Below are 21,581 nucleotides of genomic sequence, written 5' to 3' on the forward strand. Positions count from 1 at the left end.
CGTATCTCGGGTCGGGGGGTCAGCCGCCGAGGGCGACGTTCGTGGTGGTGACGGGCTCGTCGTAGATGGCGGCGATCTCATCGGCGAAGTCGCTCATGATCACATTGCGCTTGATCGACATCTTGGGCGTGAGATGACCCGACGCCTCGGTCCACTCGCTGTCGAGCACCGTGAACTTGCGGATGGACTCGGCGCGCGACACCCGGGCGTTGGCGGCATCCACAGCCTTCTGGATCTCTGCTCGGACCGCGTCGTTCTTCGAGGCCTCCACGAGCGACATCTCCTTGGGGAGCCCGGCATTGGCGAGCCAGGTCGGCAGCATCTCGGGGTCGAGGGTGATGAGAGCCGAGATGAAGGGACGCTGGTCTCCGACGACGACGACCTGTCCGATGATCGGGTTCGCACGGATCGGGTCTTCGAGGGCGGCGGGTGCGACGTTCTTGCCGCCGGCCGTCACGATGATCTCCTTCTTGCGACCGGTGATGGTGAGGAACCCCTCGGAGTCGAAGCTGCCGATGTCGCCGGTGCGGAACCAGCCGCCCTCGCTGAACGCGTCGGCGGTGGCCGCAGGGTTGTTCCAGTACTCCTTGAAGACGTTGACGCCTCGCACCTCGATCTCGCCATCGTCAGCGAGCCGCACGCCCACTCCGGGGAGCGCCGGGCCGACGGTGCCGATCTTCGACTTGTCCGCGAGGTTCACGGTCGCGGGAGCGGTCGTCTCGGTGAGGCCGTAGCCCTCGAGGATCACCACGCCGAGGCTGTGGAAGAAGTGGCCGAGTCGCGCACCGAGGGGAGCCGAACCCGACACGGCGTAGACGACGTTGCCGCCCATCGCTTCGCGCAGCTTGCTGTACACGAGCTTGTTGAACAGTGCGAACTTGAGCCGCGTCCCGAACGGGACGCTCTTTCCCTCTTCGAGCAGCTTCGAGTGCTGGATCGCGACGTCGGCGGCAGCGCGGAAGATCTTGCCCTTGCCACCGGCTTCGGCCTTCTGCTCCGCCGAGTTGTAGACCTTCTCGAACACGCGGGGGACAGCCAGCAGGAAGGTCGGCTTGAACGATCCGAGGGCCGGCAGAAGCTGCCGGGTGTCGGGCTGGTGTCCGGTGCGGACTCCGGCGTGGATGTTGAGGATCGAGATGAACCGGGCGAAGACATGCGCGGTGGTGATGAACAGCAGTGTGGACGCACCGGGGGTCTGCACGACGGCATCCAGCGCCTTGGCGGAGTTGCGGCACAGCTCTACGAAGTTGCTGTGCGTGAGAACGCAGCCCTTCGGGCGACCGGTGGAGCCTGAGGTGTAGATGAGAGTGGCGATGTCGGAGCCGACAGCGATGCTGCGCAGGCGCTCGATCTCAGCGTCAGGCACGGACGCTCCTCGAGCGGTCAGCGAGTCGATCRCCCCGAGGTGCAGCTGCCAGACTTCGCGGAGCAGCGGGAGGTCGCCGCGCACCTCATCGAGGCGTGCGAAGTGCTCGGGCGACTCGAGCACGAGTGCGATGGCGCCGGAGTCCTCGAGGATCCACTGGATCTGCGAGGGCGAGCTGGTCTCGTAGATCGGCACCATGACGGCGCCCGCATAGAACAGGGCGAAGTCGACGAGGGTCCAGTCATAGGTCGTGCGGGCGAGGAAGCCCACCTTCTCACCCGGCTGGATCCCGGCGGCGACGAAGCCCTTGGCCAGTGCGATCACGGCGGTCTCGAAGTCGGCTGCGGTGATGTCGCGCCAGCCCTCGCCTTCGGGCACGGAGAACAGAGGACGATCCGGCGTCGCCTTCACGCGCTTCGCCAGGAGGTCTGAGATGTTCCCCTCGGGATCGGCGGGGACGACGGCGGGGACTTCAAACTGGACCACGGCAGCTCCTTCGGTACCGGTCGGGCACTGGTTGCACACGAGTCTAGAGCATGGGACTCGGTCGCACCGCTAGTGGGACTCAGTCGCCAATCGCGGGTCATCGGGACATGGCGCTGGCGGATGCCGATCGCGGCGCTAGACTTCACCTCGATGTTCTACTGGCTGATGAAGTACGTGGCGATCGGCCCTGTGGTCAAAGCGATATTCCGACCATGGGTGGTCGGGCGCGCGAACATTCCGGCCAACGGTGCCGCGATCCTCGCCAGCAACCACCTGTCGTTCGCCGACTCGATCTTCCTTCCGCTGATGATCGATCGCCCCATGTCGTTCCTCGCGAAGAGCGACTACTTCACCGGACGCGGGCTCAAAGGCTGGGCCACCAAGTTCTTCATGAAGGCCACAGGGCAGATCCCGATCGACCGCTCGGGTGGCAAGGCCTCGGAGGCCTCTCTGAACACCGGTCTGCAGGTGCTCGGCCGCGGGGACCTGCTCGGCATCTATCCCGAAGGAACGCGAAGCCCTGACGGAAGGCTCTATCGAGGTCGCACCGGGATCGCGCGGATGGCCATGGAGGCGAAGGTCCCCGTGGTTCCCGTGATCATGGTCGACACCGACACCGCGATGCCGATCGGGCAGCGTCTGCCGCGAGTGGTGAGGGTCGGGATCGTCATCGGCGAACCCCTGGACTTCTCCCGGTACGCGGGTATGGAGAACGACCGCTACATCCTGCGGTCCGTCACAGACGAGATCATGGTGGCACTCCAGCGACTGGGTGAGCAGCAGTACGACGATGTGTACGCGTCGAGCGTGAAGGACAGGCTTCCCGCCCGCGTCACACAACGCTCCTGAGGCATCCCGACTTCGCAGCGAGCACTAGGCTGGACACCATGCTCCAGCACCACATCGACGCGCTTGATGCGTGGCGTTCGCTCCCGATCAAGCAGCAGCCCCAGTGGCTCGACGCCGAGCGTGTCTCCGAGGTCTCCGCGCAGATCTCGACGCTTCCGCCCCTGGTGTTCGCAGGTGAGGTCGACAACCTCCGCGATCGTCTCGCGCGCGCAGCGTCCGGCAAGGCGTTCCTCCTTCAGGGCGGAGACTGCGCAGAGACGTTCGCGGGCGCCACCGCCGATCAGATCCGCAACCGCATCAAGACCGTCCTGCAGATGGCGGTCGTGCTCACGTATGGCGCGTCGATGCCCATCGTGAAGATGGGTCGCATGGCAGGCCAGTTCGCCAAGCCGCGGTCGAGCGACACCGAGACCCGCGGCGACGTGACGCTTCCCGCATACCGTGGCGACATCGTGAACGGCTACGACTTCACCGAGGCGTCTCGGCGAGCCGATCCGGGTCGTCTGCTTCAGGGCTACCACACCGCTGCGTCGACGCTGAACCTGATCCGCGCGTTCACCCAGGGTGGCTTCGCCGACCTGCGCGAGGTGCACTCGTGGAACAAGGGCTTCGCGCAGAACCCGGCCAACCAGCGCTACGAGCGCATGGCAGCCGAGATCGACCGGGCCATCAAGTTCATGGAGGCGGCCGGAGCCGACTTCGACGAGCTCACCCGCGTCGAGTTCTTCACGGGCCACGAGGGCCTGCTGATGGACTACGAGCGCCCGATGACCCGCATCGATTCGCGCACGGACACCCCCTTCAACACCTCGGCGCACTTCCTGTGGATCGGTGAGCGCACGCGCGAGCTCGACGGTGCGCACGTCGACTACTTCTCCAAGATCCGCAACCCCATCGGCGTCAAGCTCGGTCCGACCACGACGCCGGAGACCGCTCTCGCACTGATCGACAAGCTCGACCCGAACCGCGAACCGGGGCGTCTGACGTTCATCACGCGCATGGGTGCGGGCAAGATCCGCGACGCCCTGCCGCCGCTGCTCGAGGCCGTCCGCGATTCGGGCGCGCAGCCGCTGTGGGTCACCGACCCGATGCACGGCAACGGGATCACGACCCCCACCGGCTACAAGACGCGTCGCTTCGACGATGTGGTCGACGAGGTGCGTGGCTTCTTCGAGGCGCACCGCGCGGTCGGGACGTTCCCCGGCGGAATCCATGTCGAGCTCACCGGCGACGACGTCACCGAGTGCCTCGGAGGATCCGAGCACATCGACGAGGCTGCACTGGCGACCCGCTACGAGAGCCTCTGCGATCCTCGCCTCAACCACATGCAGTCGCTGGAACTGGCGTTCCTCGTGGCGGAAGAGCTCGAGAAGCGCTGACCGACGAGCCTCACAGAGAGACGGCCCCTTGGCACACGGAGAGGGCCGTCTCTCTGTCAGCGGTGAGCACGCACCACAGGGGAGCGGAAGACTGGGGTTCGGACGGGTTTCGCCCTAGAACGCGCTGCTGCGGATCTGCAGGGTGATCTCCGTGCCCTTGGCGCGCTGAGAACCTGCGCCCGGATCCGACCCTGTGACCTCTGTGAAGTCGTTGGGGAACGCGTTCCAGATGCCGTTCCACGTCGGTTCGAAGCCGGCATCGCGGATCGTCCTGGCCGCCTCATCCCGGCTCATTCCCTCGACATCCGGCACCGGGAACAGCTCGGGTCCTTTGGAGACGATCAGCTGGACGGTGTCTCCCGGGCGCCGATTTCCCTCCTCAGCACGGTCGGTGACCCCGATGACGATGTCCTTCGCGACAGAATCGCTGAAGACGAACTGCGAATCGGGGTTGACCTCGACGCCCTTGTCGCGGAGCGTGTTCGTCGCCTGGTCCACGCTCATCCCCGCGACATCCGGGAAGGCGCCGGCCGAGACGTAGAGTTCGACGGTGTCGTCCTCGAGCAGCTCGCAGCCCTCGGCGCACGCGTACACCTCGCCACCTGCGCGAGGCGTCACGAAGGCGTTGATCACCCGACCCGCTTCGGCATCGGAGAAGAGCAGCAGGGGAGTCTCGGTGACGTTGACCTTGATGTCCGCGAGGTAATCGCGGGCCTCCTGCTCGGTCTTGCCGTTGAGGGTCTCCGCCGTGTGCGACGCGGGACCCGAGGAGACGAAGACGGTGACCTCGGTGCCCTTGTCGAGTCGCTCGCCCTCATCGGGGTCCGACCGGATGGTCTCGCCGGCTGGGACATCTATGGAGCTCTCCTCGCCGCGCACGGGCACGAAGCCCTCGGCGGTCAACGCCGAGGCGGCATCGTCGTACGACAGCCCGGCGACTCCGGGGACGGCGACGAGGGACCCTGGGCCGGATCCGAACCACCACCCGACACCGCCGGCCACCGTCGCGAGAAGCAGCACCAGCGTCAGCAGAAACGCGCCACGGGCGCGGCGTCGAGACGAACGACGCCGCAGGAGGGTCGCGTTGTCGACGGCGGCCTGCACCGGGGCGGTGGGGTCGGCGATGACCATCGTGCTCGGCATGACCTTGGTGAGGTCTGCGGAGTCCGCCTGCGAGCGCTGAGAGGCCGTTGCAGCGGCGACCGCGGGAGCGATGCCCAGACCACGCTCGATCTCACGCAGACGCTCCAGCATCTGACCGGCGTCGTCAGGACGCTCGTCCGGCGACTTCTCCGTCGCCCAGAGCACGAGCTCATCGAGCTGCTCGGGCACGCCGGGGTTTCGAACGCTCGGCCGAGGCACCGACTCGGTGGCGTGCTGGAACGCGATCTGCATGGGCTGCTCGCCCTTGTAGGGCTGTTCGCCGACGAGCATCTCGTAGAGCATGATGCCGAGCGCGTAGATGTCGCTCCTGGCGTCTGCCGTGCCGCGGGTGACGAGCTCGGGTGCCAGGTAGGCGATGGTGCCGAGCAGCTGCTGGCCGGTGGCCGTGTTCGCGGTCGTCGCACGGGCGAGACCGAAGTCGCCGATCTTGATGCGGCCGTCTTCGGCCAGCAGCACGTTCTCGGGCTTCACATCGCGGTGGACGATCCCGGCCCGATGCGCTGCCGAGAGTCCGGCGAGGACGGCATCCATGATCGTGATCGTCTGCGGGATCGTGAGCCGCTTCTGCTCGCGCAGCAGCTCGCGCAGCGTGATGCCCGGGAGGTACTCCATCACCAGGTAGGCGAGTTCGCCGTCCTGGCCCTGATCGAACACGTTGACGACATGCGGGTCGGCCAGCCGTGCCGCTGCGCGCGCCTCTTGGATGAACCTGCTCTGGAAGGCGGAATCGTCGCTGAGATGCGCATGCATGACCTTCAGAGCGATGCGTCGCTCGAGTCGGAGATCGGTGGCGACATAGACAGTGGCCATGCCTCCACGCGCGATCCGGGCCCGCACACGGTATCGACCGTCGACAAGCCGCCCGATGAGGGGGTCGGCCTGCTGATTGGTCGTCACGTCAAGATTCTATGGAGAACTGCCTGAAAGCCCGGGGAGCGGCTCGCCCCTTGCACCTGCGGGTTTGCTCGGAGGGCGGTCAGCCGTGGATGCCGAGCCACTGATATGCCTGGGTCTCCCACTGGCCGTATCGCTCGGGATATGCCGAGATCTGCACGGTCTGCGCGGCATCCGTGAAGCGCAGGGCTTCCCAGCCGGGGATGTCGAGAAGTCCGCGGGAGGCCTGTCCGTTCGGGTCTGCGGAGCCGCCGTAGAACACCCGCGTGCTGCGATCGGGGTCGACCGCCTGCTCGGGGGTGCCCCAGCCCATGCTGGGGCGCTGCTGGAAGAGGCCGAGCGAGTCGCGGTCGCCCGACGGCAGATTGCGCATGCTCGACTCGACCATCGCAGTGGCGAGGGCGATCGCGATGGCACGGTCGGGCACGCCGAGCTCGCGCCCGACGCGGATGATGGTCGAGGCGTTGCCGGCCTGTTCGGCATCGAGGGTCGCGAACAGCTGCGCCGGTGGCGTGGTGGCGACCGCAGCCGGCGCGGGCGACGGAGCGGCGACCGGCGCGGCGGCGACGGTCAGGCTCTGACCGGGGTAGATGATCGCCCCAGAGCTCAAGCCGTTCAGCGCATAGAGCTGTGCAACGGTCGTGCCGTACCTCTTCGCGATCGCGAACAGCGTGTCGCCTGCCGCAACGGCGTGCGTCTGGCCGCCGGCCGCCACGGGAGCGGGAGCGGGTGCGGTCGTCGTGACCGCGGCCGGAGCGGGCGCCGGAGCGCCGGTGAGCGCGAGCTGCTGGCCGGGATAGATGACGGATGCCCTGGTGAGGCCGTTCGCGGCGAGCACGGCGTCGACGCTCGTGCCGTGCCGCTGCGCGATGCTGAACACGGTGTCGCCGGCAGCGACGGTGTGGGTGGCGGTCGAGCTCGTCTGGGCGGGCGCCGTGGGCGCGGTGGGCGCCGCGGGGGTGGCTCCCGCGGTCAACGACAGGGTCTGCCCCGGGTAGATGACCGAGCGCCAGCCGAGTCCGTTCCAGCCGAGCACGTCGACTGTCCGCAGCCCGAAGCGGTTCGCGATGGAGGAGATCGTGTCACCCGGCTGCACGGTGTACGAGGCGGGCGGCGCTTCGGCCGACGCGATGCGCGTCGGCGCGGACTGGAGCCGTTCGATCGGCGAGGAGACGGCATCCGCAGAGACGGGTGTGGCGGCGATCGCCCCCGACAGGGTGCCCAGCACGGCGGCAGGTACCCCGAGCTGGAGATAGCGCGTCCGTCGCGCGACAGCATGCGTTGTCAAGGTGCTCTCCCTTGTTCGACGTCCGCCCACGGTGACACGTATGTATACGGAAGTCAACAGAAGTGACTGATGATGCTGGCGATGCGAATGTGACTCGAGGCCGCGATCCTGCCGGAAATGCGGTCGGCTCTCAGAGGTGAGATAGTTGCAAGGTGTCTGTGTCGTCTGAAAGCAACCCCTCCGAAACCCCGCAGTCCGGGGCCGCGTCCGAGAACGCTGTGAGCACCTCCGGCGTCACCGCCACCGAGTGGCTGACCATGCCGGATCTCGTCGACGTGCTCGATGAGACGCTGGGCCGCGTGCGTCGGCTGATCGACGAGCATTACCTCATCGGATCGCGTCGCTCCGGCGTGTTCGCGGTTCCGTCGGTGTTCATCGTCGACGACCACCCGCTGTCTTCGCTGCGCGGCACCATCATCGTCCTGCAGGACGCAGGCTTCACCGATGACGAGGTCATCGACTGGCTTCTCGCTCCCGACGACGAACTGGGTCGCTCGCCGATCGACGCGCTTCTCGCCGGGCACAAGAGCGCCGTCCGCAGGGTCGCCCGAACCCTCGCCTGAACCGAGCGGACGCCACCGCTCGCAGTCGGCCCCCGATCTCAGGCCGATCGCACCGTCGCCGCGCGTGCGAGATCCCGGAGGTCGCCGACAGCCGCATTGTCGAGTCGCGCTCCGGAGAGCGCCCGATCGGCTTCCCGTGCGTAATCCTCGATCATCCGCTCCACGCGCTCGAGAGCGCCGGATGCCGTGATGGTCGCCTGCAGGAACGCGACCTGCTCTGCCGTGAGCTCGGGATCGCCGAGCATCTCATCGAACAGGTTGCGGGCGGACGTGTCGAGCGTCTGCCTCGTGAGGGCGACGAGCACCGTGCGCTTGCCCTCGCGCAGGTCGTCGCCCGCCGGCTTGCCTGTGACCGCGGCATCGCCGTAGACGCCGAGCAGGTCGTCGCGAAGCTGAAACGCCATCCCGACCGGATGACCGAACCGGCGGAGGGCCAGGAGCTGGTCGTCGTCGGCGTCGGCGATCGCCGCGCCGAGCACCAGCGGCTGCTCGATGCTGTACCGCGCGGACTTAAACGAGACCACCCGCAGGGCGCGCTCGACGTGCGAGTCGGTGGCGTGGACGCTCCAGGCGGACTCCTCGGCGATGTCGAGGAACTGGCCGACGGTGACGTCTCGGCGCATGCGGCCGTACTCTCGTCGAACCGCCGCGGCATGGGGGAGCGGTTCGATCGCGTCCTCGAGAAGGTCGTCGCTCCAGGCCACCAGCAGGTCGCCGAGGAGGATCGCCGACGAGCGACCGAACGCCGCCGGGTCCCCGCGCCACCCTGCGCCGACGTGGGCGCTCTCCAGGGCGCGGTGAGCGGCCGGCCGGCCGCGCCGAGTGTCGGAGTTGTCGATCAGGTCGTCGTGCACGAGCGCCGCGGACTGGAAGATCTCCAGAGCTGCGCAGACATCCCAGAGGGCCGCGGACTCCTCGGCGTCGCGATCGCCGAAGCGTGCGACGGCCTGCCAGCCTGCATGACAGAAACGGGCGCGCAGTCGCTTGCCGCCCACGAGAGTGTCGGCGGCCGAATCGATCAGACCCTCGGCATCAGCGCCGTAGTCGGCGGACTCGCCCCGCATCCGGTCGAGGAACAGCCGCAGGCGTGCGGCGACGGCGTCGGAGACGAAGGAGGGGGTCGGCACGACTCCCAGCATACGTAAAGCCAACGGAGGCCCTTACTGCTAGCCCGCAGCGGCATACCGCGCGTAGAATGGACGGACGAATACCCGAGGGGGACGAAATGCCACTCTCCGAACAGGAGCAGCGTCTGCTCGATGAGATGGAACGCCATCTCCTCCACAACGACGCCGATGTCGTCAGTGCGCCGTCAGGCGATCGAGCTCTCAGCTACCGCAACCTCGTCTATGGAGCACTTCTGCTCCTCGCCGGGGTAGGCGGACTGATCGTCGGAGTCGTGCTCGGTGACGTCTGGGGCGTCGTGGTCGGCGTCATCGGATTCGCCGCCATGCTCGGGGGCGTCATGATCGCCGTGACCCCCGTTCGCAAGCCCCTCTCTGCAGTCCCGCGCGAGCGCGCACCCAAGCAGCGCAGTTCGGCATCCTTCATGGATCGCATGAACGATCGATGGGACCGCCGCCAAGACGGCAACTGACCCCACCACTTCCTCGAAGGCCCGGATGCTCTGAGCATCCGGGCCTTCGTCGTGTTCGGGCGCTGAATCCACGGTGAGCTGTGGGGTTGGACGTCGGCGTACCGACCCCGCGCTGGTCCTCCACTGGCGCTCCACCTCCCTCCACTCTCAGAAGCCGCGTGATCTCGCGGTTTTTTTGCGTGCACTGACGCTCTCGCAGCCCCTGGCTGCGGATTGACCGTAGGTTTGTGGAGGAAAGTGGAGTAAAGTGGGGCGCACCTCGAGTTGGCCGGACGGAGAGGGGGTGATGGCTGATGTTGCTGGGAACGCATTCTCCGAAGTTGGACGACAAGGGACGGGTCATCCTTCCCGCGAAGTTCCGCGAAGACCTCGGTGGCGGCATCGTCGTCACCAGAGGGCAGGAACGCTGCCTCTACGTCTTCAGCACGGCCGAGTTCGAGGCGATGCACGAACGGATCCGTCAGGCGCCGCTCGCGAACAAGCAGGCGCGTGACTTCATGCGCCTGTTCCTCTCCGGTGCGAGTGCGGAGATGCCAGACAGCCAGAACCGCATCACCATCCCCGTGCACCTCCGTCAGTACGCGGGCTTGCAGAAGGAACTCATCGTCACCGGAGTCGGCGCCCACGCCGAGATCTGGGATGCCGAGAGCTGGAACAACTACCTCGCAGCCGGCGAGGAGACCTACTCCGATCTCGAGCAGGAGGTGATTCCGGGACTCTTCTGACCACGGCTGTGATGCCCCGCCGCTCCTGCCCCGACACACTTCCCCGGTGCCGGGTCGTGAAGCGGAGGGGGATCAGGGCCCTGGTCACCGACATACAGAGGTCACCCGAGAGAGATCATGAACCTCCGCGACATCCACACCCCCGTTCTGCTCGACCGCTGCGTCGAGCTCCTCGCTCCCGCCCTTCAGGCCGACGGAGCAGTGCTCGTCGATGCCACCCTCGGCATGGGTGGTCACTCCGAGGCGCTGCTCGAGCGGTTCCCCCACATCCGTCTCGTCGGGCTCGACCGTGACACCGACGCCCTGCGCATCGCGGGGGAGCGGCTCGCCCGCTTCAAGGACCGGATCACACTCGTGCACACCGTCTACGACGAGATCGGGCTGCACGCCCAGGGCGCGGCCGGCATCCTCTTCGATCTCGGCGTCTCGTCTCTGCAGCTCGACGAGGCGGAGCGCGGCTTCGCGTACTCCAAGGACGCCCCGCTCGACATGCGCATGGATCAGACGAAGGGCGTCACGGCCGCCGAGGTCATCGCGACCTACAACGAGGGCAACCTGCGTCGCATCTTCGAGCGCTACGGCGAGGAGAAGCTCGCCGGTCGGTACGCGCGGTTCATCATCGCCGCACGCGAGAAGCAGCCGATCACCCGATCCGGTGAACTCGTCGAGATCCTCCAAGCGGCCACGCCCGCGGCGGCTCAGCGTGCCGGGCACCCTGCCAAGCGCGTCTTCCAGGCCCTGCGCATCGAGGTGAACGCCGAGCTCAACGTACTGGCGGACGCGATCCCGTCTGCCATGGACGCTCTCRCCGTCGGCGGGCGCATCGTGGTCATGTCGTACCAGTCTCTCGAGGATCGACTCGTGAAGCAGGCCTTCGCCGCCGGCGCCGCCTCCACAGCACCCCGGGGTCTGCCCGTCGAACTGCCGGAGCATGCGCCCCGCTTCCGCATCATCACCAAGGGAGCGGAGCTCGCCGACGACGACGAGCGCGCGCGCAACCCCCGCGCGATTCCAGTCAGACTGCGTGCCGCAGAGAAAGTGCGGGAGAGCTCATGAGCCTGAACGTCGCAGTACGGAAGCCCAGCGCACTGCCCGGAGCCCCCGAGCGCGCTCCTCGCCGACGCCTCGAGCCGGTGACCGACACCCCGGTCCGCCGCAAGCCGAAGCTCGCCTACGCGCTCGCGGCACTGGCCGGGGCCATGATCATCGGAGCCGTGCAGATCGGACTCTCACTGGCGATCACGCAGGACTCGTTCGTGCTGGCAGGTCTGTCGGCGCAGCAGCACGAGCTGGACCTGCACGCCAGCGCCCTGCAGGAGGACCTCACCGGGATGAGCTCGCCTCAGTCGCTCGCCACCAGCGCCGCATCCCTCGGCATGGTCGTGGCAGGGGCTCCGTCCTACCTTCGACTGAGCGACGGCGCCGTGTTCGGTCAGGGAACCGGTGCGACAGGCTCATCGACGATCGATCCGAACGGCGCGGGCGCAGTGAGCAACTCCCTGCTGAACGACGTGCCGGTCAACGCCTCGACGGCAGACGACGCCGTCCCAGAAGGGACGACGGGTCACCCCACGCAGGAGCTTCCGCCCGCGATCACCGATGGGCTTCCGAGCCCGAGCACCCGCTAGTCGAATCCGCCCACCACCGAGACCTGACGGAGAGAGTCCATGACGACACGAGCAACCCGCACGCCGCGGCGACGCACGGTCGTCGCGCTCGCGGTGATCCTGGCGATCCTGGCCGCGTTCGTCGTGCGTCTCGTCGACATCCAGGTGGTCAAGGCCGACGAGCACGTCGCCCAGTCGCTCGAGTTCATCGCCCACCGCACCTCCATACCAGGCGAGCGGGGATCAGTGGTCGACAGCGACGGATCGGTGCTCGCCGAGAGCGTCCTGGTCTACGACGCGCAGCTCAGCCCTCAGGTCATCCGGCTGCTGGAGGAGGACGACAAGAACCCTCCGAAGCTGCCGTGGGCCGAGGCGTCGACCCGCATCGCCGAGATCATGGGCCTGGACGCAGACGAGCTGCGGGCAGAGGTCGCGGCGAAGCTCGCGGAGGACCCCGACTCGCAGTACCTGCCGCTGGTCAAGGGCCTCAGCACCGAGAAGTACATCGAACTGCGGGAACTCAAGGTGTCGTCGTACCTCGTCATGAAGCCGCGCGAGGTCAGGGTCTACCCGAACGGAGCGGTCGCAGGAAACCTCCTCGGGTACCTCGACGGCACCGGTACCGCGCAGGCCGGCGTCGAGAAGATGGACGAGAAGTGCCTCGCTCCCACAGACGGCGAGGAGTCGTACCGCACCGGCAAGAACAACGTCGTCATCCCCGGCAGCGAGAGCAGGGTGGATGCCGTCGACGGCGGCACCGTGCAGCTGACGATCAACAGCGATCTGCAGTGGTACATGCAGCAGATGATCGCCGAGGAGGCGCAGGCCCAGGGCGCCAAGGGCGGCACGGTCACCGTGGTCGAGGTCGGCACCGGAAAGATCCGCGCGGCCGCAGAATGGCCGACCATGGACCCCAACGATCTCGACGCCTCGTCGCCGGAGACCTGGACGAGCAAGCTCTTCACCTACCCGTTCGAGCCGGGGTCGACCTTCAAGGCGGTGACCGCTGCAGCCGTCATGGAGAACGCCGGCGTGACCATGACGAGTCCGACCGTCTCGGCGTCCTCGCACGAGAAGTTCGAGAACGGCGCCGTGATCAACGACGCGTTCGTCCACCCCACCTTCCAGTACACCCTCGCCGGCGCGCTCATCGACTCCTCGAACGTCGCGCTGTCGAAGTTCGGCACGATGGTGAGCCCGGACGTCCGGCACGACTATCTCGAGCGTTTCGGAGTGGGAGAGACCACGGTCGGTTTCCCCAGCGAGACGTCCGGTGAGATCCACCCCACGAGCGAGTGGGACAACCAGTCGCTGTACACGACCACGTTCGGTCAGTACTTCACGGTGACCGCTCCCCAGCTCGCCGGCGCCTACCAGGCGATCGCCAACGGCGGCCAGAAGATCGGCCTCTCACTGGTCGAGTCCTGCACGGCACCCGACGGCACGGTGGTCACCCCCCAGGCGCCCGAGCCGGAGCAGATCGTCAAGCCCGAGACCGCCGCCGACCTGACGCGGATGCTCGAGAACGTCGCCGTACAGGGCGGCAACGCCGACCGGATCCAGGTCCCCGGCTACCGCGTGACGAGCAAGACCGGTACCGCACAGATCCCCGACGGCAAGGGCGGATACAAGTCCGGCGTGTACTACACGAGCATGGTGGGCTTCGCTCCGGTCGACGATCCGCAGTACGTCGTGGTGGTGACTCTCGATGAGCCGACTAGAGTTACATCGTCTGCTGCTACCGCCTCGGCCTTCCAGAAGGCGATGACCCAGACCATGAAGACCTACCGCGTGATGCCGTCCTCCAGCCCGATGGACGCACTGCTTCCGAAGTTCGAATAGACGGCGCCCTGCCGCGCCTGGAGACGTCATGATCGCCCTGTCGCTTGCCGAGATCGCCGCTGTCGTCGGGGGTGATCTCCGCCTCGCCGGTTCTTCGACCGCCGACACCGTCGTCGACGGTGTGGTCGACACCGACTCGCGAAACATGGTGCCCGGATCCGTCTTCGTCGCGAAGCCGGGAGCAGAGACCGACGGACATCGATTCGTCGGCTCGGCGCTGGCCGCCGGTGCTGCGCTCGCGATCGTCGAGCACGCAGTCGATGACGAGATCACGCAGATCATCGTTCCCGACGTCATCGTCGCCCTCGCAGACCTCGCACGGGAGGTCGTCGCGCGCGTGCGCGCAGCGGGCGAGCTCAAGATCGTCGGGATCACCGGGTCGAACGGCAAGACGACGACCAAGAACTTCCTCGCCCGCATCCTCGCCGACGAGGCCGAGACCGTCGCACCCATCAACTCGTACAACAACGAGGTCGGCGCGCCGGTCACCATGCTGCGCGTCACATACGACACACGCTTCCTCGTCAGCGAGTTCGGTGCGGATGCGCCGGGGAGCATCGCCCGCCTCGCCGGACTCGTCGAGCCCGACATCGCGGTGGTGCTGATGGTCGGCATGGCTCACGCCGGCGGTTTCGGCGGCATCGAGGCGACGGCCAAGGCCAAGTCCGAGCTCGTGGCCGCTGCGAGGCCCGAAGGCACCGCTGTGCTCAACATCGACGACTCCCGTGTGGCCGCCATGGGCGAGCTCGCGCGGTCGCGGGGAATGCAGGTCGTCAGCTTCGGGCAGAGCACCGCGGCGGACGTGCAGGCCCACGACCTCGAGGTCACCGCGTCCGGCACCTCGTGCATCATCGAAGCGGCGGGGCAGAGCCTGCCCCTTCGCCTGCGGGTGCTCGGCGCGCACCACATCGGCAACGCGCTTGCGGCCATCGCAGCAGCGGGGGTTCTGGGCGTGTCGGCGTCTGATGCCATCGCGCGTCTCGAGACGGTCGAGATCGCGGAGCGCTGGCGGATGCAGCCCATGGGCAGCGACCGGGTGCGAATCATCAACGATGCCTACAACGCCAGCCCGGACTCCATGTCGGCGGCGCTGCGCACTCTCGCCCAGATCACCGGCCCGGGGGAGCGGACGGTCGCGGTGCTCGGCGCCATGAGCGAGCTCGGTGAGACCGCCGGCGAGGAGCACGACCGGATCGGACTGCTGGCCGTCCGGCTGAACATCCAGCGGATCGTCGTCGTGGGCCCCGAGGCCCGCAGGCTCTACATCTCGGCCATCGGCGAAGGCTCCTGGGACAGTGAGGCCATCTTCTTCCCCGACCAGGACGCAGCGTTCGACTACCTGCGCACCGAACTTCGAGACGGCGACCGCGTGCTCGTGAAGTCCTCCAATTCCGTGGGCCTCCGGCACCTCGGCGATCGTCTGGGAGAATTGTTCTCGTGAGATCTCTCATCATGGCGGCTGCCATCTCGCTCGCCTTCACACTCTTTCTGACTCCCGTCTTCCTCCGGCTCTTCCGGAAGTGGGGCTGGGGCCAGGTCATCCGCACGCCCGAGGCGATCGAGAACCCGAACCACGAGGCGAAGCGCGGAACGCCCACCATGGGCGGCGTCATCTTCATCGTCGGCACCATGGTCGGCTACTTCACCGGCACGTACGTCGGCGGGGGCACCCCCGCGCTGTCCGCGCTTCTCGTCATCTGGCTGATGGTGGGCTTCGGAGCCGTCGGCTTCATCGACGACTACATGAAGGTGCGCAGCCAGCGCAGCCTCGGACTCTCGGGCTGGCGCAAGATCATCGGTCAGCTCGTCGTGATCATCCCGTTCGGCATCGTCGCCCTGAACTTCCCGAACGCGTTCGATCAGACCCCGGCATCCGGTTCGATCTCGCTCTTCCGCGACATCCCCTGGTTGAACCTCTTCGCCTTCACCGCGATCCTCGGGTGGGCGCTGTATCTGCTGTGGATCTCCGTCATCGGCGTCGCGACGTCGAACAGCGTCAACCTCACGGATGGACTCGACGGTCTCGCCGCGGGCGCCGGGGTCATCGTCGTCGGTGCCTACAGCCTGATCGCGTTCTGGCAGTTCAAGCAGTCGTGCGTCGGCGAGGGAGTCGAGACCGCGGCGCTGGGCGGATGCTACGAGGTCCGCGATCCGTTCAGCCTGGCGATCATCGCCGCGTCGTTCGCCGCGAGCCTGATCGGCTTCCTCTGGTGGAACGCTCCCAAGGCGAAGGTGTTCATGGGCGATGTCGGCTCCATGGCGATCGGAGGCGTCATCACCGCGATGGCGATCCTCACCCGCACCGAGCTTCTGCTTCTCGTGATCGCCGGCGTCTTCGTCCTCGCCTCCGGGTCTGTGATCCTCCAGCGCGCATACTTCAAGATCACCCGCGGAAAGCGACTGTTCCTGATGAGTCCGTTCCACCATCATCTCGAGATGCGCGGATGGTCAGAGGTGACGATCGTGGTCCGCATGTGGATCATCGCCGGACTCCTCGCCATCTCGGCGGTCGGTCTGTTCTACGTGGAGTGGCTGACGCGTGTCGACTGAGACGAGGCTCGCGACGCTCACGAGCTGGAACGCCGACTGGTCTGACCTGCGCGTCGCCGTGCTCGGGCTCTCCATGACCGGGTTCTCGGTGGCCGACACGCTCACCGAACTCGGCGGGGACGTGCTCGTGCTGGCCGAATCGGCCGAGGAGGAGTACGCCAAGCTCCTGCCGGTGATCGGTGCCCGACTCGAGCTCGGTCCTCTCGATCAGGTTCCCGAGGCGCTGACGGAATTCGCGCCGGAGGTCGTCATCGCGTCTCCCGGGTTCGCTCCGTCGCACCCCGTGATCCGCTGGGCACAGGAATCCGGCATCGCGCTCTGGGGCGACGTCGAGCTCGCCTGGCGCGTGCGTGACAAGGTGGCGCGCCCGGATGGCACTCCGGCCGACTGGGTGCTCATCACGGGCACCAACGGCAAGACCACCACGACGCAGCTGACCGCCTCGCTGCTGGTCGAAGGGGGTCTGCGTGCAGCACCCTGCGGCAACATCGGAGTGCCGGTGCTCGATGCCGTGCGCGACCCGGCGGGCTTCGATGCTCTCGTCGTCGAACTCTCGAGTCATCAACTCTGGTACCTCGGGCTGTCCCAGGCCGAAGGCGAGCTGTATCCGCATGCCTCGGTGTGCCTGAACCTCGCGGACGACCACCTGGTGTGGCACGGGAGCGCGCAGGCGTACCGCGACGCGAAAGCACTCGTCTACCGCAACACCCGCGTCGCCTGCGTCTACAACAAGGCGGACGAAGCGACCAGGATCATGGTCGAGGAGGCCGAGGTCGTCGATGGGGCGCGCGCGATCGGCTTCGATCTCGGCATCCCCGGTCCGAGCGACATCGGTGTGGTGGAGGGGCTGATCGTCGATCGCGCATTCCTGGACGACCGGGCACGAAGTGCGCTCGAGATCACGACCGTCGCGGACCTCCAGGAAGCAGGTCTCGCCGCGCCGCACATCGTGCAGAACATCCTGGCGGCGAGTGCGCTCGCCCGCTCGTTGGGAGTCGAGCCCGAGGCCATCCACTCCGCTCTGCAGTCCTTCCGACTCGACGAGCATCGGATTCAGATCATCGCCCGGCACCGCGGCGTCACCTGGGTGGACGACTCCAAGGCGACCAACCCCCATGCGGCCGCCTCGTCGCTCCGCGCCTACCCCGGTGCGGTCTGGGTCGTCGGTGGTGACCTCAAGGGCGTAGACATCGCCGACCTGGTCGCGACGGCCGGGGCGACCGCCCGCGCAGCCGTGGTCATCGGAGTGGAGCGCGCCGCCGTCGTCGCAGCATTCGAGCGACACGCGCCGCAGGTTCCGGTGTTCGAGGTGGATGCTGGCGAGACTGGTCAGGTCATGAGTCGCGTGGTGGAGATCGCCGCGGGGATCGTCGAAGACGAGGGCACAGTCCTGCTGGCCCCCGCAGCGGCGTCCTTCGATCAGTTCTCCAGCTATGCGGATCGAGGACACCGCTTCGCCGAAGCGGTGCAGGACTGGATAGACCGGGGGAGCGCCGATGACACAGGTCGAACGCCCCCACCGCTCTGACCCGAGCAGCACCGGCTCGGGCGGCCTCGCCGCCAGAGTGTCGCTCGGTCGTCGTTTCACTCCGGTCTCGACCGAATTCCTGATGATCGCATCGGCCGCGCTGATGCTGACCATCTTCGGTCTCGTGATGGTGCTCTCGGCGACGAGCGCAACCGCCGTGTCCAACGGGGAGAATCCGATGGACGGCGCTCTGCGTCAGGGGATCTTCGCCGTGCTCGGCGTGCCGCTGATGTTCCTGATCTCACGACTTCCGATCGCTTTCCTCAAGCGCATGGCGTGGCCGGCACTGTTCGGCGCCATCGCACTGCAGCTCCTCGTCTTCACGCCGCTCGGCATCGAAGACGGTGGAAACCGCAACTGGATCATGATCGCAGGGTTCACCCTGCAGCCCTCCGAGTTCCTCAAGCTCGCCCTCGCGCTGTGGATCGGCTACGTCCTGCTGCGCAAGCAGACCATGCTCGGCACCTGGCACCAGGTCTTCATCCCGGTGGTGCCCGTCGGTGCGCTGGCGATCGGAACGGTCATCGCGGGCAAGGACCTCGGCACCGCGATGGTGCTCGTCATCATCCTGCTCGGCTGCCTCTTCTTCTCCGGCGTGAAGCTCCGGCTGTTCATCCTGCCGGTGCTTCTCGGAGTCGTCGCCGTCGTCGCCCTCGCCGTCACCAGTCCCGACCGCATGCGGCGCATCACCGCGACGTGCTCCGACATGACGGCCTACACGGGCGACTGCTATCAGTCGATCCACGGGATCTGGGGCATGGCCTCGGGCGGCATCTTCGGGGTGGGCCTCGGCAACTCGCAGGAGAAGTACGGCTGGCTCCCCGCCGCCGGCAACGACTTCATCTTCGCGATCGTCGGTGAGGAACTGGGCCTGATCGGCTGCATCGTCGTGCTGGCCCTGTTCACACTCTTCACCGTCGGCGCCTTCCACATCATCCGCAAGACGGCAGACCCGTTCATCCGCGTCGCGGCCGGCGGCATCACCGTGTGGATCACCGGTCAGGCCGTCTTCAACATCGGTGTCGTGATCGGGCTGTTCCCCGTCATGGGCGTTCCGCTGCCCTTCATGTCGCAGGGCGGCACGGCGCTGCTGGCTGTTCTCATCGCCTGCGGAGTGCTGCTTTCCTTCGCGCGCACCATCCCCGTCGCCGAGGCACGTTCGGCTGGACGAGCCGCTTCAGCAGGGCGGGGTAAGGTCACACGGTGACCACGTACCTTCTCGCCGGCGGTGGAACCGCCGGTCATGTGAACCCCCTGCTCGCCGTCGCTGACGCGCTGCGCGCCCGCGACGCGGAGGCCGCCGTCCTGGTGCTGGGAACGGCCGAGGGGCTCGAGTCCCGTCTCGTCCCGGCCAGGGGCTATGAGCTGCTCGTCGTGGACAAGGTCCCGTTCCCTCGGCGTCCCGACAGGCAGGCCGCCATGTTCCCGGCCCGGTTCCGCCGAGCGATCGCTCAGGTGCGCGATCACATCCGCGCTCATGGCGTCGACGTCGTCGTCGGATTCGGGGGCTACGCCTCCGCCCCCGCCTACGTCGCGGCGCGCCGTGAGGGCGTGCCCTTCGTCGTGCATGAGGCCAACGCGAAGCCGGGCCTCGCGAACGTGCTCGGTGCGCGTCGGGCCGCTGCCACGGGAGTGGCCTTCGCGGGCACACCCCTGCGAGGCGGCGAGGTGGTGGGCATGCCGCTGCGACGAGAGGTCATCGAGCTCGACCGCGCGGCTCTTCGCGACGAAGCCGCCGCGAGCTTCGGGCTCGACCCTGCTCGCCCGGTTCTTCTCGTCTTCGGCGGCTCGCTCGGCGCTCAGCGGCTGAATGAGGCCATCGCCGACTCGTGGGGCGACATCCTGGCCGCCGGGTGGCAGCTGCTGCACGTCACGGGCGAGCGAAGCGATCTCGCGGACCCCGAGGTGCCCGGTTACGCGATGCGTCGCTATGTCGACCGGATGGATCTCGCGTTCGCCCTGGCCGACCTCATCGTCTCGAGATCCGGCGCCGCCACCGTGAGCGAGGTCAGCGCGCTGGGGATTCCTGCGTTGTACGTGCCGTACTCGGTGGGCAACGGCGAGCAGCGACTGAACGCGGCATCGGCCGTGGCCGCCGGGGCTGCCCGTCTCCTCGACGACGCCACCTTCGACGGCGATGCGGTGCGTCGCCTCGTGCTGCCGGTCATGAAGGATCAGCAGCAACTCGCGGCCATGCAGGCGGCCGCGGGGCAGGTCGGCACCCGCAGCGGCACAGAGAATCTCATCGCCCTGGTTGATCGCGCGCTCAGGGCCTCCTGACATCGCCCTGGACACGGCTCCGCGACGCCGCAACGTCATCACCGAAAAGTAGACTGAACCCGACATGATCAGACCTGACCTCTCCCTCCCGATTCCCGAGTCGATCTCCTCTGCGCACTTCATCGGCATCGGCGGGTCCGGCATGAGCGGACTCGCCAAGATGTTCCTCGATGCCGGCATCCGCGTCTCAGGCAGCGACCGCGCCGACAGCGACAACCTCCGCGCACTGGAGGCAGCAGGAGCCGTCGTGCACGTCGGGCACGACGCCGTCCACCTCGGCGACGCGGACACCGTGGTCCACACCGGGGCGATCTGGCCCGAGAACCCCGAGTTCGTCACCGCCAAGGAGCGCGGGCTGCACGTCATCCACCGCTCGCAGGCGCTGCACTGGCTGATCGGCTCGCGGCGGCTCGTCTCCGTCGCCGGCGCCCATGGCAAGACGACGTCGACCGGCATGATCGTGACCGCGCTGCAGGGGCTCGGCGCCGACCCGAACTTCGTCAACGGCGGCGTGATCGAACAGCTCGGCGTGTCCAGCGCGACGGGGTCGGGTGAGCTCTTCGTGATCGAGGCCGACGAGTCCGACGGCACCTTCCTGCTCTACGACACCGCCGTCGCTCTCATCACGAACGTCGACCCCGATCACCTGGACCATTACGGGTCGGACGAGGCGTTCCACGATGCATTCGTGCGCTTCGCCGACGCAGCGACGGAGGCCGTCGTCATCTCGAGTGACGACCCCGGTGCGCTGCGCGTGGGAGCGGGCCTCTCGCACCCGAACGTCATGACCTTCGGGCAGGCGGAGGGTGCGGATGTCCGAGTGACCGACATCGTGACGGATGGGCCCGTCGCGGCCACGGTGAGTCGGGGATCGGAGAGCGTGCGCCTGCAGCTCGCCGTGCCGGGCGTGCACAACGCGATCAACGCGGCAGGCGCCATCGCCGTCCTCCTCTCGGTGGGCTTCGGTCTGGCTGAGTCCGCGCGCGCCGTCGAGGGGTTCGCCGGCACGGTCCGTCGCCTCGAGCAGCACGGCGTCGAGCGCGGTGTCACGGTCTACGACGACTACTCGCACCACCCGACGGAGGTGCGCGCGGCACTCGAGGCGATGCGATCGATCGCCGGCTCAGGCAGGATCATCGCCATCCAGCAGCCGCACACCTACTCGCGCACGCAGCACATGTTCCGCGAGTTCGCAGACGTGCTCGAGACGTACGCCGACCACACGGTCGTGCTCGACGTCTACGGCGCCCGGGAGGATCCTGTCCCCGGTGTCACCGGCGAGCTGGTGAGCGGCGCATTCCGCGACCCCTCGCACGTGCACTTCGTGGCCGACTGGCAGCAGGCGGCTGACTACACGGCGACGGTGGCCCGCGAGGGCGACTTCGTCGTCACGCTCGGCTGCGGCAATGTCTACCAGATCATCCCGCAGGTGCTCGAGTCGCTGCGGACCACCGAGGTCTGAC

18 protein-coding genes are annotated in these 21,581 nt (G+C 67.5%); 14 read left to right on the forward strand and 4 right to left on the reverse strand.

The features are described 5' to 3' along the window. Positions 1-19: 19 nt before the first annotated feature. Entirely contained in the window at positions 20-1,852 is a 1,833-nt protein-coding gene (locus AC04ME_RS06360; RefSeq protein ID WP_475434151.1) for an AMP-dependent synthetase/ligase, read from the reverse strand. A gap of 150 nt (positions 1,853-2,002) precedes the next feature. On the opposite strand from AC04ME_RS06360, the gene AC04ME_RS06365 reads away from it, so the two are divergent. Beyond that, a complete protein-coding gene (locus AC04ME_RS06365) occupies positions 2,003-2,701 on the forward strand; it encodes a lysophospholipid acyltransferase family protein (RefSeq protein ID WP_042538590.1) in 699 nt (232 codons plus the stop codon). 38 nt (positions 2,702-2,739) lie between these two features. Then, positions 2,740-4,080, forward strand: coding sequence for a class II 3-deoxy-7-phosphoheptulonate synthase (locus AC04ME_RS06370; RefSeq protein WP_042538465.1), 1,341 nt, complete (start codon positions 2,740-2,742; stop codon positions 4,078-4,080). A 114-nt stretch (positions 4,081-4,194) separates the two neighbouring features. Here AC04ME_RS06370 and pknB read toward each other — a convergent pair whose 3' ends face one another. Together pknB and AC04ME_RS06380 are read right to left on the reverse strand one after the other, a co-directional pair. After that, positions 4,195-6,141, reverse strand: coding sequence for a Stk1 family PASTA domain-containing Ser/Thr kinase (gene pknB, locus AC04ME_RS06375; RefSeq protein WP_042538463.1), 1,947 nt, complete (start codon positions 6,139-6,141; stop codon positions 4,195-4,197). Between the two features lie 79 nt (positions 6,142-6,220). Next, complete coding sequence (locus AC04ME_RS06380; RefSeq protein WP_475434154.1) at positions 6,221-7,426, reverse strand: LysM peptidoglycan-binding domain-containing protein; 1,206 nt, start codon at positions 7,424-7,426, stop codon at positions 6,221-6,223. A 218-nt stretch (positions 7,427-7,644) separates the two neighbouring features. Between AC04ME_RS06380 and AC04ME_RS06385 the strand changes: the two genes are divergently transcribed. Continuing rightward, positions 7,645-7,989 carry an Rv2175c family DNA-binding protein gene (locus AC04ME_RS06385; protein ID WP_327037350.1) on the forward strand — a complete coding sequence of 115 codons (345 nt, stop codon included), beginning with the start codon at positions 7,645-7,647 and terminating at the stop codon, positions 7,987-7,989. 38 nt (positions 7,990-8,027) lie between these two features. Here AC04ME_RS06385 and AC04ME_RS06390 read toward each other — a convergent pair whose 3' ends face one another. Next, the gene (locus AC04ME_RS06390; protein ID WP_442922280.1) at positions 8,028-9,053 is read right to left on the reverse strand and encodes a polyprenyl synthetase family protein; all 1,026 of its coding nucleotides are present in this window, start codon (positions 9,051-9,053) and stop codon (positions 8,028-8,030) included. A gap of 161 nt (positions 9,054-9,214) precedes the next feature. Here AC04ME_RS06390 and AC04ME_RS06395 point away from each other — a divergent pair, with 161 nt between their 5' ends. From AC04ME_RS06395 to murC, 11 genes are all read left to right on the forward strand, one after another. Next, a complete protein-coding gene (locus tag AC04ME_RS06395; RefSeq protein WP_042538457.1) occupies positions 9,215-9,586 on the forward strand; it encodes a DUF3040 domain-containing protein in 372 nt (123 codons plus the stop codon). Positions 9,587-9,879: 293 nt separating this feature from the next. After that, complete coding sequence (gene mraZ / locus AC04ME_RS06400) at positions 9,880-10,311, forward strand: division/cell wall cluster transcriptional repressor MraZ (protein ID WP_042538455.1); 432 nt, start codon at positions 9,880-9,882, stop codon at positions 10,309-10,311. 117 nt (positions 10,312-10,428) lie between these two features. Further along, positions 10,429-11,367: a 16S rRNA (cytosine(1402)-N(4))-methyltransferase RsmH gene (rsmH, locus tag AC04ME_RS06405; protein WP_475434157.1), complete on the forward strand. Its 939-nt coding sequence runs from the start codon at positions 10,429-10,431 to the stop codon at positions 11,365-11,367. Then, the gene (gene ftsL, locus AC04ME_RS06410; RefSeq protein WP_475434159.1) at positions 11,364-11,939 is read left to right on the forward strand and encodes a cell division protein FtsL; all 576 of its coding nucleotides are present in this window, start codon (positions 11,364-11,366) and stop codon (positions 11,937-11,939) included. Before rsmH ends, ftsL begins: the two co-directional genes overlap by 4 nt. Positions 11,940-11,978: 39 nt before the next feature. After that, a complete protein-coding gene (locus tag AC04ME_RS06415; RefSeq protein WP_042538448.1) occupies positions 11,979-13,760 on the forward strand; it encodes a peptidoglycan D,D-transpeptidase FtsI family protein in 1,782 nt (593 codons plus the stop codon). Between the two features lie 28 nt (positions 13,761-13,788). Continuing rightward, positions 13,789-15,201, forward strand: coding sequence for a UDP-N-acetylmuramoyl-tripeptide--D-alanyl-D-alanine ligase (locus tag AC04ME_RS06420; protein ID WP_475434161.1), 1,413 nt, complete (start codon positions 13,789-13,791; stop codon positions 15,199-15,201). After that, positions 15,198-16,310 (forward strand): phospho-N-acetylmuramoyl-pentapeptide-transferase, encoded by a 1,113-nt coding sequence (gene mraY / locus AC04ME_RS06425; protein WP_056377159.1) that lies wholly within the window; start codon positions 15,198-15,200, stop codon positions 16,308-16,310. Before AC04ME_RS06420 ends, mraY begins: the two co-directional genes overlap by 4 nt. Then, positions 16,300-17,838 (forward strand): UDP-N-acetylmuramoyl-L-alanine--D-glutamate ligase, encoded by a 1,539-nt coding sequence (murD, locus tag AC04ME_RS06430; RefSeq protein ID WP_475434163.1) that lies wholly within the window; start codon positions 16,300-16,302, stop codon positions 17,836-17,838. Before mraY ends, murD begins: the two co-directional genes overlap by 11 nt. After that, on the forward strand, positions 17,807-19,045 hold the full coding sequence (ftsW, locus tag AC04ME_RS06435; RefSeq protein ID WP_042538439.1) for a putative lipid II flippase FtsW: 1,239 nt from the start codon (positions 17,807-17,809) through the stop codon (positions 19,043-19,045). The genes murD and ftsW overlap by 32 nt, the downstream gene beginning before the upstream one ends. After that, on the forward strand, positions 19,042-20,118 hold the full coding sequence (locus AC04ME_RS06440) for a UDP-N-acetylglucosamine--N-acetylmuramyl-(pentapeptide) pyrophosphoryl-undecaprenol N-acetylglucosamine transferase (RefSeq protein ID WP_475434165.1): 1,077 nt from the start codon (positions 19,042-19,044) through the stop codon (positions 20,116-20,118). Before ftsW ends, AC04ME_RS06440 begins: the two co-directional genes overlap by 4 nt. Positions 20,119-20,182: 64 nt before the next feature. Next, positions 20,183-21,580, forward strand: a complete 1,398-nt coding sequence (gene murC, locus AC04ME_RS06445) for a UDP-N-acetylmuramate--L-alanine ligase (RefSeq protein WP_475434167.1) — start codon at positions 20,183-20,185, stop codon at positions 21,578-21,580. The last annotated feature ends 1 nt before the right edge of the window (position 21,581 follow it).

It is taken from the genome of Microbacterium sp. LjRoot205, assembly GCF_056175745.1.